General features: G+C 59.1%; 12 protein-coding genes and 1 pseudogene. 3 read left to right on the top strand and 10 right to left on the bottom strand.

Annotation, left to right across the window (positions count from 1 at the left end):
* Positions 1–85 precede the first annotated feature (85 nt).
* Positions 86–1,312, bottom strand: coding sequence for an EAL domain-containing protein (locus DPV79_RS39055; protein ID WP_165843629.1), 1,227 nt, complete (start codon positions 1,310–1,312; stop codon positions 86–88).
* 631 nt (positions 1,313–1,943) lie between these two features.
* On the opposite strand from DPV79_RS39055, the gene DPV79_RS39050 reads away from it, so the two are divergent.
* The gene (locus DPV79_RS39050) at positions 1,944–2,540 is read left to right on the top strand and encodes a recombinase family protein (RefSeq protein WP_113047925.1); all 597 of its coding nucleotides are present in this window, start codon (positions 1,944–1,946) and stop codon (positions 2,538–2,540) included.
* 54 nt (positions 2,541–2,594) lie between these two features.
* Here the strand turns inward: DPV79_RS39050 and DPV79_RS39045 are convergent, their stop codons facing one another.
* Positions 2,595–4,442: a sensor histidine kinase gene (locus tag DPV79_RS39045; RefSeq protein ID WP_165843628.1), complete on the bottom strand. Its 1,848-nt coding sequence runs from the start codon at positions 4,440–4,442 to the stop codon at positions 2,595–2,597.
* Positions 4,442–5,551 (bottom strand): ABC transporter substrate-binding protein, encoded by a 1,110-nt coding sequence (locus DPV79_RS39040; protein ID WP_113047924.1) that lies wholly within the window; start codon positions 5,549–5,551, stop codon positions 4,442–4,444. Before DPV79_RS39040 ends, DPV79_RS39045 begins: the two co-directional genes overlap by 1 nt.
* A gap of 261 nt (positions 5,552–5,812) precedes the next feature.
* On the opposite strand from DPV79_RS39040, the gene DPV79_RS39035 reads away from it, so the two are divergent.
* The gene (locus DPV79_RS39035) at positions 5,813–6,445 is read left to right on the top strand and encodes a response regulator transcription factor (RefSeq protein ID WP_113047937.1); all 633 of its coding nucleotides are present in this window, start codon (positions 5,813–5,815) and stop codon (positions 6,443–6,445) included.
* 35 nt (positions 6,446–6,480) lie between these two features.
* Here DPV79_RS39035 and DPV79_RS39030 read toward each other — a convergent pair whose 3' ends face one another.
* Together DPV79_RS39030 and DPV79_RS39025 are read right to left on the bottom strand one after the other, a co-directional pair.
* Entirely contained in the window at positions 6,481–7,053 is a 573-nt protein-coding gene (locus DPV79_RS39030; protein ID WP_113047923.1) for a recombinase family protein, read from the bottom strand.
* A 632-nt stretch (positions 7,054–7,685) separates the two neighbouring features.
* Positions 7,686–8,255, bottom strand: a complete 570-nt coding sequence (locus tag DPV79_RS39025; protein ID WP_113047922.1) for a recombinase family protein — start codon at positions 8,253–8,255, stop codon at positions 7,686–7,688.
* 180 nt (positions 8,256–8,435) lie between these two features.
* Between DPV79_RS39025 and DPV79_RS39020 the strand changes: the two genes are divergently transcribed.
* On the top strand, positions 8,436–9,395 hold the full coding sequence (locus DPV79_RS39020; RefSeq protein ID WP_113047921.1) for a LysR family transcriptional regulator: 960 nt from the start codon (positions 8,436–8,438) through the stop codon (positions 9,393–9,395).
* A gap of 294 nt (positions 9,396–9,689) precedes the next feature.
* On the opposite strand, the gene DPV79_RS39015 is transcribed toward DPV79_RS39020, so the two are convergent.
* From DPV79_RS39015 to DPV79_RS43540, 5 genes and pseudogenes are all read right to left on the bottom strand, one after another.
* The gene (locus DPV79_RS39015) at positions 9,690–9,962 is read right to left on the bottom strand and encodes a hypothetical protein (RefSeq protein ID WP_133295773.1); all 273 of its coding nucleotides are present in this window, start codon (positions 9,960–9,962) and stop codon (positions 9,690–9,692) included.
* 972 nt (positions 9,963–10,934) lie between these two features.
* Entirely contained in the window at positions 10,935–11,186 is a 252-nt protein-coding gene (locus DPV79_RS39005) for a GlsB/YeaQ/YmgE family stress response membrane protein (RefSeq protein WP_113047918.1), read from the bottom strand.
* A 67-nt stretch (positions 11,187–11,253) separates the two neighbouring features.
* On the bottom strand, positions 11,254–11,928 hold the full coding sequence (locus DPV79_RS39000; RefSeq protein WP_113047936.1) for a DUF799 domain-containing protein: 675 nt from the start codon (positions 11,926–11,928) through the stop codon (positions 11,254–11,256).
* Between the two features lie 8 nt (positions 11,929–11,936).
* Positions 11,937–12,293, bottom strand: coding sequence for a DUF4810 domain-containing protein (locus tag DPV79_RS38995; protein ID WP_113047917.1), 357 nt, complete (start codon positions 12,291–12,293; stop codon positions 11,937–11,939).
* Positions 12,294–12,337: 44 nt separating this feature from the next.
* Positions 12,338–12,460 (bottom strand): annotated as a pseudogene (locus tag DPV79_RS43540) (CsgG/HfaB family protein); the annotation flags it as partial.

Raw genomic sequence — 12,460 nt, 5'->3', positions numbered from 1 at the left:
ATAAATCTTGATTTTCAAAAATATCGAAATCCACAAGAAGCGGAATTAATGTCGATTTATCCGGTTTACCTGATCCGCCGAAGAGCTACATAGCCGCTTTCGGGCTATCAGCAAACCACTCGGAAATAAGCCGTCCGTGATACCGTCCGGATTGCGCGACGCGTCTGAGCAAACGCATCGAGTCGGTGCGGCTCTGCCACATCAGCACCGCGGCCAATCGATCGCGCATCACCAGCGCGATGGCCGAGCGCTTGCCGTACACCCCGCTCACCAGACCGGCCACATAGGCCTCCCGAACCTGCTCTCGCAGCGAAGGCGTGACGCTGCGCTCGAGCACTGCGGCCGCATTGCGTTCGAACATCTGCACCGCCCAGTCAATGGCGCCTTCGGGCTCATCCGATACGTCGGCGGAATTCGCTTCACACAGCCATTCCGGCGCATCCCACGACGCGTCCTGTGCATTCAGGACATCGGCGGGCCAAAACGTGCACGCGGACCGCGTCGCACCCGCATCGTCGAACCGCCTCTCCGGAACTCCCACGTACCTGCCCTGAACCCAATCGGCACCGGCTGCGCGCGCCAACGCGAGCATCTCGTCGGTTTCCACGCCCTCCACGACCACACAACGCGCACACTTCCGGGCGATCTCGATCAGCCGCGCAAACCGATCGCTGCCCGCCGCGTTTTCGCAAGCCGCCTTGAGAAGAGACCCGGCCACCTTGACGATGTCGGGCGTCCCGATCGTCATCGCGGTTTCGACGCCATACCCCTCGCCGATGTCGTCGATCGCGACGCGGCACCCCAATTCCCGCAATCGCGCGACGAACGTCGCAGCCTGCGGCCCGCGCAGCCGCGCGGTCTCGGTAATTTCGACGACGAGGCGTCGCGCCACCTGCGGCATCGACGCAAGATCGGCCAGGATCGGATCCCACCACGCATGCTCGCCGACGCTCAATGCAGAGACGTTCACGCCGAGGCAGTACTCGGGATGGCTGGCGAGGTGCTCCGCGACCTTGCTGACGGCATATCCGTCGACATGGCGCATCAGCGAAAGACGCTCAAGACTGGGGATGAACTGGCCGGGAAACAGGACACCGCTACCGCTCGACGACCGAAGGCGCACCAGACCTTCGTGGTACAGGACGGCGCTGCGATCCTGCGCACCGCACACGGGCTGGAACACGAATTCCGCGGCGCCGGCGTTGATAGCCTTCAGCGTCGCCAGAGCCACCGCGATGTCGTGCTGACGCTGCAAATGACGTACCGCCGCCCCGGTCGGCTCCGCTACACGCGCGCGCTTTCGAATGTCCATGCCGCTCCCCATCGTCAACGATGTGTCGGGTGGAGAATCAGCCTGGCATTCGATCAACCGACGGCAGATCGCTCTGCCGTCGCGCAAACCGTTACCCCACTCGACGCAAGCCGGCGATCACACCTGCCGGCCATCTGAATCTGCTTCCACGGGCACGTTGCAAAAGGGAACCTTTGAGCGAAAGTAGCGAAAAATTTTCTTGAAGCCGCCGGAGCTCCGCCCAGCAAGGGGCGCGGGGCGACAGTGGGCACGTTGCAAAAGGGTTCCTTTTTGTCGAGTACAATCCGGCGCAGTTGACAGTTTTTAAAGATGTTTCGATTTGCTAACAGATCGAATCGTGTGGAGATTCGGGACGAGCCACGTGCCATGGCGCCGCACCACCACACGCATCGATCGACGTGTTCCCGAAGCGCACAGGGCCGCGCCCGGAAAAATGTTTGTGCTGCAGCACTGTGGCAAACGTCGATTCGAAAAGAGAGAACGGGCCTCCGCCCCACACCACCATGGATAAGCCGTGTTCGATTCCGCGCCAGACGGTGCTGAATCGCGTCCGTACGCAGACTTGGTTCGACGGAATTTGGGTCGAGCCGCGACGTAGCAGCCACCGCGGGAACCCGCCGGGAGTCCGGCCATGAAAATGGGATATGCGCGCGTTTCCACCGACGAACAGAATCTCGCGCTTCAACAAGACGCGCTCGCTCGCGCCGGTTGCGACATCGTGTACGCGGATCAGGGCGTCTCGGGTGCGAACTTCCGTCGCCCAGGTCTCGACAAGGCGCTGGCGAAGCTCCGCGCGGGTGACACGTTCATCGTCTGGCGCCTCGATCGCCTGGGCCGCTCGACCAGCAAGCTGATCGAGCTCATCAACCAACTCGGCAGACGCAAGGTGGGATTCGTGTCGCTAAGCGAATCGATCGATACGAACTCTGCGAGCGGAACGTTGGTGTTTCACATGATGGCTGCGCTCGCGGAATTCGAGCGCCGTTTGATAAGCGAGCGCACACGCGCCGGTATCGTGGCCGCGCGTGCTCGCGGCAAGCGGGTCGGCCGCAAGCCGGCGCTCACTGCGAAGGACTGCAAAGAAGTGAGGATGCTTCTCGAAACGAACTCGGTTTCGGAAGTGGCGCGCCGCTTCAACGTTCATCCCGCAACCGTGCGTCGCGTGATGAAGTCGCACGAGAATCGCGCGCCGGGTGGCGCAGCACTCGCTGCTCAGCGGGAATCGTGACATGGGAGCGCAATGACCACCCGTGCCGAGTGCGGCGCGGCTCATTCGTCCACGTCAAGCATCCGATACGTCGGGGACGCTCATGTCGCTTGCGATGCGATCCAGCCGAAGGCTGATGGTCGCGCCCGCACCGATCGCGCTCTTGATCGACAAACACGCGCCGATCAGTCTTGCTCGCTCGGCCATTCCCAACAAGCCGTATGAACCTTTTCCGCATGCGGTCGACAGGTCGAAGCCCGCACCGTTATCGGTCACCGTCAGCTCGATGCTCGAAGCGGTGCTGGCGAGCCGGATCTCCACGCACGTCGCCTGTGCGTGCCTCGCGATGTTCGTCAACGCTTCCTGCGCGATTCGGAAGATGGCCGTCGATTGCGCCTCGGGCAGATCCGGTTCGTCACCGTCGATGTGGAACCGGCAGGGAACCTCGCCATGCTGCATGTAATCGCTCGCCAGCCATTCGAGCGCCGCAGCCAGGCCATAGTTGAGCGCGACCGGTCGCAAATGGCTCGCCACGTCGCGGACGATACGCATCGTCCTCTCGATCAACCCGGACATCTGCGCGGCTCTCTGCCGCTCCGGGCTGTCTTCCGGAAGCTTCGCCTTCAGCAATGAAACGTCGATCTTCAATGCTGTCAACAACTGCCCCAGTTCGTCGTGAACGGTCATTGCGATCTGCTTGCGGTCGCTCTCCCGTATTTCCTCCATACGGGCCGACAGCCGGCGCAGCTGTTCGCGCGACCCGAGCAGGTCGGCCTCCGCCCGCCGTCGTTCCGCCACCTCGCACTGCAGCCGGTCGCGATGCTGCTGCAGCTTCTCGCGCGCCCGCCTCCGTTCGGTGATGTCGGTCAGCACGCCTTCGATGTATTCGGGGGTCCCATTACCATCCGGTATGCTCCTCGCATTCACCTCGACCCAGATCGCCGCACCGTCGCGCCGCCTGATCCGCAATTCTACCCCGACGATCCGCTCCTCGATTTCCGACGCGGCGAACAAGGCTCTGACCTGCATCGGGGAGAACACCAGCGATTCACGTGTCGCGGCACTGCCGTTGATCAAGTACTCGGTCGACTGATATCCGAGTACACGGGCCATTGCCGGGTTTGCTTCACACAGGCGTCCGTCCCGGTGGAGCAGGAATATCCCCTCGATCGCATTCTCGAAGATCCGTCGATACTTCGTCTCGCTTTCCCGCAGAAGTGCCGTCGAATTCCTCAGACGATGCACCATGGAGTTCATCCGTATGGCTAACTGACCGAACTCGTCTGTCGACGCGACCGGACACTCGACGTCCAGATCACCGGAAGCGATTGCGTCGATTGCCGCCTTGAGCCGATTGATCGGCGTATGAACGGCTGACCTCAGAACAAGATGAATCGCGACATAGAGCATCGCGAGGAGCAGTGCCATCGTGGCCAGCACGGCCAGTTGCTCGTGCCGGATTTCACGTTCCATGAGCGACTTCGACAAGACGACGCGTATTTGACCCAGCTTTTCCCGCGGAGCATCGCCGGACGCTGCGTGGAAAATGTCGCGAACGCGAACGACTGCATCGTTAGGTTCCGTATCAGGTTGCGGCCGCACTGACGAAACCACACCGAACCGCGCGTCGTACACGGTGAATTCCACGACCTCCTGATTGGACGCAAGCGTGCGCAAAAGGACATCTATCGACGCCTTGTCGACGTTCCACAGAGGTTGATCGAGTGCGGCACTCAAGAGCTCGGCGATACGCGATGCCTTGCCCTCGAGCTCGGCCAGATGCGCCTTGCGCCCGTGTTGAGTCAGCGAGTAACCGGCCAAGCCCGCCGTCAACACGACAAGCACAAGCAACGACAACATCAATTTGCGATGCAAATTGAGCGAACTCAACAAAACCCTGAGCGAGCGAGCCAGACGTGACATCAAGCTGTCGCCATCTCTTTGCCGAGCAGGCGGCTCAGCCTGAAGTCGTATGGGCCATCGTTTCGATATCGGGATTTCGAATAGACACCGAAGTTCAGTTCATGCGGATGAAGGAATATCGCGTCGTAGTACGACGCGGCATTTTCAGCCTGAACGACCGTGAGAAAATCCGCTTTGATTCGGGCGCCGCCGCGCGTCGCGAAGTCCCGACCGTTGTGATAGTCACTGATCAATACCATCGCGAACGCCCCGATGAAGTAGTCGCCGGCCATCATTGCACGAAGCGTTCCCTTCATCACGCGCAGGAGCGCCTCTTGCAACGCCCCGATTCCACCGACAACGGCTCGTACTTGACGCGTCTCGGCTGCCTTGAGCGCTGCCAACGTAATCGAATCGTTCGCTCCCCAGATGACGTTCGTTTCGGGATAACGGGCCAGCAGGACGAGTGCCTTCTCGTAGCTGTCCGAAAAGCTCCAGTTGCTGAACACCAATTGATTGACGTGCGCGTGCGGCGCCCGGGCGAGCCACGAGCCGACGCCTGTAGCCCGTTCCATGGATACCGGGGTATTGGGATCCCCCGTGATTCCGATGACGCGAAGGCGCGCGAAGCGACGATCGCGACAGAGACAGTCCATGAGTCGGTAGCCGGCGCTATTGGCATCGGCTGTCAGGGTACCGATCCAGTTGCGTATTCGTCGACGTTCGTCGCCAACGATGCGCCGTTGCTCGTTCGTCAGATCATTGTGGATCAGCACGATTTTCGAGGACGTTCGGCTCAAGAGCCGAAGCATGTCTAGCGCAGCCATCTTTTCGTTGACGATCACGACGTAATCTGGAGCGTCGGCCCTATTGGCCACCTCCTCCGCCTGACGCAGCATCAGCATGTGGTCGCGTTCGGCGTACAGCACCTCGAATTGCATGCCGAAATTTTTAGCCGCGATCGACATGAACTTCGAGACAAGCTGCCAATGCTGGCCGGTTTCTCGCTCGGTCGACTCTCCGGGATTGAGGAAGACCACGCGCGCTTTCGCGAATGACGGCGTTGCACCACGGGATGCAATGTTCAGAACGGAGCCGGCACCGGCAACGAGGATTTGTCTGCGATTCATCGGACGATATGACGGCGCGGAACTTCTGAGCGGGACATAAGGGGGCGCATCGCCGATGGGCCCGCTTGACGCATGAAAAACGGTGTGGACCAAAAGGTTAATTGTCAAAGAAGTATTTTACAATTGCGTATTAGTACCGAGTGTCCCGTTCAGTACGATTTGCCCTATGCGTGCATTCGCGCCCTTATATTGACGATCGCGTCGATCCCCATGGCGCAATACCGGGGGTCGACCACGATTTTCTCGCTGGATATTTCTTCGATGATTCGCACGCTGATTGCCGACGACCACGCAATCGTTCGCAGTGGCATCCATCAGGTTCTCGCTACGACCGCTGACATTCAGGTCGTGGCCGAGGCCGCCCAAGGCGCCGAAGTGCTCGAGATGCTTCGCTCGCTACCCGTGAACGTGGTGCTCCTGGACATGACCATGCCAGGACTCAGCGGTATCGATCTGATCCGCCGTGTTCGCGAAGAACATCCCGCTTTACCCATGCTCATTCTCAGCGTCCATAATGACCCTCAGACCGTCTCTCGCGCCCTTCGCGCCGGCGCTACCGGCTATGTGACGAAGGACAGCGACCCCGATGTGCTGCTGGCCGCTATTCGCAAGCTGGCGCGCGGAGGGCGATTCATCGATCCTCTACTGGTCGACGCAGTCGTGTTCGACGTCGCTGCGCTCGAGCCGACGGCAGAAGACGTGCTGTCCTCGCGCGAACTGCAGGTGCTGAAGCGGCTGGTGACCGGCAAGACGGTCAACGAGATCGCCGCGGAGTTTTCTTTGAGCGCCAAGACCATCAGCACGCACAAGGCGCGGCTGATGCAAAAGCTCAGCATCACGAATAATGCCGAGCTAGTCCGTTATGCCATCCGACACGATTTGCAGATCGATTGATGCCGGCGAGCCGTACCCCTCGGCTCCGCACACGCTCATTGGCTTTCGCCATCGTCGCGGATGTAGCGCCGCAGCGTCGACTGGTGAACGTTCAATTTCTCGGCAACCTGGGCAGGCGAATTGTCCTGCAGAAGATTGTCCAGTTCCGCGATCGTGACATCGGTCAGCGCCTTGGGTCGACCGATACGGCTACCGCGCTCCCTCGCCGCCGCCATCCCCGCCCGCGTACGTTCGCTGATCAGTCCGCGCTCGAACTCCGCAAGCGCTGCGAGCATGTGAAACGTAAATCGCCCGCTGGAAGATTGGGTATCGATATATTCGGTAAGCGACATGACGTGCACTTTCCGCTTGTTCAGATTCCCCATGATTTTCGCGAGGTGCGTCAACGAGCGGCCGAGTCGATCAAGCCTCCATACGACCAGCGTGTCCCCGGCGCCCAGTAAATCGAGAGCCTGCTTCAAGGCAGGACGATCCATGCGGGCACCCGAAATGCCTTTGTCGAAGCAGATCGCCTCGCATCCGCATCCTTTCAATGCCGTTAGCTGCATGTCCAGATGCTGCTCGTCCGTTGAAACGCGTGCATATCCGATCTTTTTTCCGGTCGCCATTACTCATACCTGTCGTGAACATCGAGTCACAGTCGCGATGGCCGGTGCAAGGCTCAGGCAACCTCCTTCAAGGGAAGATCCATGTCGACCCGAGACACGCACATTTTATTTTTTTGAATTAATATCTGTCCACAACAAACAGCACAATTATCAAATCGCGAAATAAATAAATAGCCGCCTACACGGCACGTAAGGATTTCCCTACAAATAAAATCAGAATATCCCGAAAATCGACAAAACCTTAATTATTATCACTCCACCAGATTTATCTTCACTATAATGAGCGCCTACGATTCGGAACGCCATCACACGCTGCCTTTGCTGCGAAGGGAAGATCCGCGTCTCACGCTCCATGAAATTCGGCGCCAGAACGGCAGATGTTCGTCGGTCGGTCGGACACCGGGCGCTGGAATGAATCGGGCCGGAATCACAAGAACGTGTTTGGGAAGTCTGACGCCCGGCGCCCATTTCCATGACGTGGACGGCCGGGCAGATATGTCAACAATCGCGTCGTCCCGATCAAATCTGATTGGGGCGTTGCTGAGTTCAAAGGCAGGAGGCGGCGCACGGGCGGTAGCGGGCGAGTATTCAGCCGCGCTGGATCATTGATGGAAACGTGAGCATCGGGACAGTCAGTGCGCGGCCCGCATTTCGCAACTCTTGCGCACGTAGCGCCATAGCGTCGTTCGATGCACGTTCAACGCACGCGCAACGGAATCGGCAGGGTGGGTTCGAAGCAGGATTTTCGCCTGTTCGATCTGGGATACGGATAGTGCGGCCGGTCGCCCGACGTGTTGTCCCTTCCCTCGTGCGGCGGCCATTCCCGCGCGCGTCCGCTCGCTGATGATGTCGCGCTCGAATTCGGCAAGTGCACTCAGCATGTGAAAGACGAATCGCCCGCTGGTCGAGCCCGTATCGAGGTGTTCCGTCAGCGAGACGACACGGACCCGTCGCTCATTCAGCGTTTCAATGAGTTCGGCGAGTCGTGTGAGCGAGCGTCCCAGACGATCGAGACGCCAGACCACCAGGGTGGTACCGGGGACGAGCGCATCCAGCACCGCGTTCAAACCGGGTCGATCGAATGTCGCTCCCGATACGCCACGGTCGGAATAGATGTGTTCGCAACCATGCGCTTGCAGCGCCTGCAGTTGCAGATCGAGATGCTGTTCCTCGGTCGAGACTCGTGCATAACCAAACTTCATTGCGGCCCAAATACCATGTTTTCTGTACTTTGCATGACCGCGCTACTCGACACGGCACACATTCACGCGCGCAAGCGCTCTGCCTGACGTTCGGCGATCACCTCAACACCTGCCCAAACGTTCTTTACCAAACGTCCAGCAAGCGTATCAGTTGCAAACCTGCAAGCACATTCAGAAAACATGCAAAGCTCACTTGCAAATTCGCAAGCCACATGCGATCTCAACGATCTTCGATTGGTTGCGGCCATTCACGAAACCGGGTCGCTCTCGGGTGCCGCGCGCCGCCTGGGGCTCAACCACGCCACCATCTTTCGGCGGATCACGGCAGTCGAATTCAATCTGGGAGTACGCCTGTTCGAGCGTCAGCGCGGGCGCTATTCGGCAACGCCCGCTGGAGAGGAATTGGCCATGGCCGGCGTGGAAATCGATGCGCTGGCAGCCAAATCGCTTCGATTGGTTGCCGGTCAAGACATGCGGCCAAGTGGCATCGTTCGCATTGCGACGACGGAGAGCTTTGTCGACAGCGTCTTGCCGCCGATTCTCCGCCGGTGCCGCACGACGTATCCGGAGATTCGATTCGACATCCTTAGCTCGAACATGATGCACGACCTGTCACGAGGAGAAGCCGATATCGCGATCAGACCCGCACAACGTGCGCCGGAAAACCTGATCGCAAAAAAGATCGGTGATCTCGTGTTCGCTGTATACGGCTCCCGGGCGTATCTGAACGAATCGCCGGCGACTGATTGGCATACGCACGAATGGATTGCTCTCGAAGCTACGCAAAGCCAACATCGCGTCCTGACCTGGATGGAAAAACTGCAGCCCCCCGAGCGCATCGCATTTGTCTTCAGCACGTTCATCAGCATGTGCGCAGCATGTGTGCGAGGCTTGGGCTTGGCCGTCCTGCCCTGCTTTCTCGCTGACACTCGACCGGAGCTCGTCAAGCTCGAGACGCTGCCGGAAGACTGCTGGTCGCAGATATGGCTGCTGGTCCACCCCGATCGCTATCGGACCGCACGCGTGAAAACCGTGTTCACGTTGCTGCATCAAGCGTTGGTTGACGAGGCTGATTTGATTGCGGGAAAGACCAAGAACATCGAGACCGACGCGATTTTCACTGATCAGGTGGCCGGGTAGTCCACGGACCTATGTGAGGTGCCGCTGGCAAACTTCAGATAGCCCGGTGTTGACCAGCACTTCAAATTGACAACGCTGTCGAGCCATCCGACTCGAATAGCGCGATTATCGACAACGGTACTGCAAGGACTGGCGCGATGAGCCCCCGAACCGCGGCCGTTGCGTGGCAAACGCGCGGGCTGGCTTGCTCGCCTGCAACGCACGCGGCATGGCCTCCGCAACTGAACGGCCGATCGCGTCCAAAACCTCCAACAGCGGTACGACCATCACGGCGAGTAGCTTTTGGACAGTGTGCTATCTCCAGTAGGTCATATCGCCGTCAACCGCCACCTCGGGGATGATGGCGAGCGGCGCTTGTCGAAGGAGGTATAAGGCCTCGGCATACCGTCGTGCTTCCTCGCGTCCAATCGAGCTGCGCATAAGGCAGCGAGCGATGCAACGCTCGACCCACTCGTGTTTGGTGAGAGCGTTTTCAGGGGATTCCAATTCGTTGCCCTTCGCGTCGTCGAAACGCAGTCGTTCAGCTTGGCGGCGCGCATCGTTCACGCCCCGATGGGGCGCCATCAAGCTTCGATTCGTCCTCCTCGCGAAGTGCGAACAAGCGAAAGTACCGCTCGACTTCAGCGATCGGATATAGCTGAGATCACGGCAACACTTCATCAATCAGTTGCTCGATCGATCCGAAGGTCATGTACCACAACCGACTTCGGACCGCTCCGGCAACCATGGTCGGGAGTGGGCCCCATTGCGGTCACTTCTCACGACAGCCCGGCCCGAGGGATCGGTTTTTCAGTGTCTTCGTTCAACGCGGTGCCCCACCGAATCGCGCTTCGACAGGTGGTCCGACCCGCAGGACCTGCCCCGGTTGAAGCGACGAATTCGAAGCGAGGCTGTTCCAGTTCATCAAGGCGGTCGGCTGCTGACCGAACTGCGTCGCGATATGTGTGATGGTATCGCCCGAATTGACGCGATAAAACCCTGCTGCCACGCTGGAAGCGAAGGTTGCCGTCTTCCGACGGTGACTACGGACGCCATGCCCGCTCACCGATGCTTCTCGCGCAAACGTTGCGATTGGATCTCCGGATTCGTCACTTCGGGCGCTAGCCGGCCGCGGTTGAGCCTTGGACGCGTCCGCTGGCACATCGCGGTGTGCGCGGTGGTGTTTGATCGCACGTGGGTGAGGAATGGGCAATGAGGCAGCGTTATCCAGTTGGTCGATAGTCAGTACTTGGATAGGCTGTGCTGCTTGCACCAAATTTCCGAAGATGGTGCAAGCAAGCACAACGCCGTAAGCCGCTACGGTATTTCTTATATTCATTGCAGGTTTTTTTGATTTTTTGTGACAAATTGCTGGAAAAAATCTACACGCATCGAGGTGGCATATGAAACACAACGCGATTCACGCAAACTGATTGAGACGCCGAATCATCATTACCGGAACCAGGGCAATTTTTTACAAGACTTGCGAACTCATTTTTCCGGCGACTCGCGGAACAGGCTGCGACACAACTTTGCCGCAGCCTCACATATCCCTTTTTATTAAAGCATGCTCTTGACGCTTCGAATCACAAACAACAGCATAATTGCCCCGATGACCGCGGTAACGATCGAACCGATCCAGCCGCCGCCGAACGATACATGCAGCACACCGGACAACCAACCCCCAACGAAAGCCCCCACGATGCCGACGACGATGTCGACAATCAGGCCAAATCCGCTGCCTTGTACCAACAGACCCGCGAGCCAACCCGCGATCGCACCGGTTACCAACCAAGCAATCAAACCATGCATTTGTTTTTAAATCCCTTATATATAAAGAAACACCACGCGTGAACCACCGGCGCCAGTCGGAGGACCGTTAATCCGTGTCGTGCTTTGGTGACCTCGGGCCAAACAACAATCCGTTCGGCGGCCCTGCCGACAGGAGCCGGTTGCTCGTCAGTGCGGCAACATCGTGGCCTTCGTCCGACAACGAATGCGCGATCTGCTTGACCGCCGCCTGCACGAGCACGCCGACAATCCCGAATGCACCAACGTTGACGTTGTTGCCGATTTCCTTGCCGGTTGCTCGCCCCTTGCCTTCCCACAGCACGTCACCGGTCTTCAGATCAACGAGCTTTGCCGAAGCCGCAACCATGGTCGTGCTGTCCACGATCTGGTACACGGAGCCGTACTGCGTCACTTTCGAATACAGAGCGGCATCCGCACCGAAGATCTCCCGCAGCTTCGCGGCCGATGTACTTTGGATTTCTGCGGCATTGGTCAACCCGTTCTGCTTGAAGGTTTCGTCCATCACGGCAACCGGCACAACGTAGTATCCGGCTTCGGCAAGCGGCTGCGTCATTTGCGACAGCATGCCGTAGGTCGCCGTGACGTCGTTGGTTTCGTTCACCGGCGGAAGGACGAGGATCGAACGCGGCTGGCTCCTCTTGAAAGCGGTGTAGTCGGTATGCTTCGCCGGCTGAGCACATGCGCTCAATAGCGCGACGATCGAGAGCACGGACAGCACTTTGAATGAAGTCGTTTTGAACATGGCGCACGTCACTGTTGGGCAGGCTTCTTCTTCATCAAGAAATCCATGTAGGCCGAAGATTCCGGGAACAGTTGTTTCTCTGCCTGGAATTCCTGTCCAGCGCGTTGCCCGTCCCCAATGCCCGCATACAGCATCCCGAGATGAGCATGGAAGCCCGGAGGCGGCGTGTTGCCCTTCGCGCGGATCTCCTGCAGCGCCTTTTCAAGCGCGTCGATCTGTTCTTGCGGCGACGTCTTGCCCTTGAAGTACTCGTACACCTGCGGTTGATAGCCGTTCCACTGATAGAGCGGCGGCGTCGTCTGCGCCGCACATCCCGCAAGCAGCAGGAGCGCCGCAGTCAGCGGCAACCCAATACCCCGTTTCATGGTCCTTTCCTATTCTTACGCGAATCAAATGGAATTCGTAACGATCACTGCGCCGCCTTGAGGCCGCCCGCGTCCACCTGCTCGACGAGGTGGTTGACTGCCTCCTGAATCGCGAGGTCGAGCACCTTGCCGTTCAGGGTCGAGTCATAGCTCGCGGTACCGCCGAA

Origin of the sequence: Burkholderia reimsis, assembly GCF_003294055.1 — a bacterium.
Classification (GTDB): domain Bacteria; phylum Pseudomonadota; class Gammaproteobacteria; order Burkholderiales; family Burkholderiaceae; genus Burkholderia; species Burkholderia cepacia.
The sequence above is the reverse complement of the archived record's forward strand: the minus strand, read 5'-3'. Positions and strand labels throughout refer to the sequence as shown.

Bases quoted from the DNA above. Each gene is read 5' to 3' on its own strand.
- DPV79_RS39055 (WP_165843629.1), bottom strand. From the start codon at position 1,312: ATGGACATTCGAAAGCGCGCGCGTGTAGCGGAGCCGACCGGGGCGGCG.
- DPV79_RS39050 (WP_113047925.1), top strand. From the start codon at position 1,944: ATGAAAATGGGATATGCGCGCGTTTCCACCGACGAACAGAATCTCGCG.
- DPV79_RS39045 (WP_165843628.1), bottom strand. From the start codon at position 4,442: ATGTCACGTCTGGCTCGCTCGCTCAGGGTTTTGTTGAGTTCGCTCAAT.
- DPV79_RS39040 (WP_113047924.1), bottom strand. From the start codon at position 5,551: ATGAATCGCAGACAAATCCTCGTTGCCGGTGCCGGCTCCGTTCTGAAC.
- DPV79_RS39035 (WP_113047937.1), top strand. From the start codon at position 5,813: ATGATTCGCACGCTGATTGCCGACGACCACGCAATCGTTCGCAGTGGC.
- DPV79_RS39030 (WP_113047923.1), bottom strand. From the start codon at position 7,053: ATGGCGACCGGAAAAAAGATCGGATATGCACGCGTTTCAACGGACGAG.
- DPV79_RS39025 (WP_113047922.1), bottom strand. From the start codon at position 8,255: ATGAAGTTTGGTTATGCACGAGTCTCGACCGAGGAACAGCATCTCGAT.
- DPV79_RS39020 (WP_113047921.1), top strand. From the start codon at position 8,436: ATGCAAAGCTCACTTGCAAATTCGCAAGCCACATGCGATCTCAACGAT.
- DPV79_RS39005 (WP_113047918.1), bottom strand. From the start codon at position 11,186: ATGCATGGTTTGATTGCTTGGTTGGTAACCGGTGCGATCGCGGGTTGG.
- DPV79_RS39000 (WP_113047936.1), bottom strand. From the start codon at position 11,928: ATGTTCAAAACGACTTCATTCAAAGTGCTGTCCGTGCTCTCGATCGTC.
- DPV79_RS38995 (WP_113047917.1), bottom strand. From the start codon at position 12,293: ATGAAACGGGGTATTGGGTTGCCGCTGACTGCGGCGCTCCTGCTGCTT.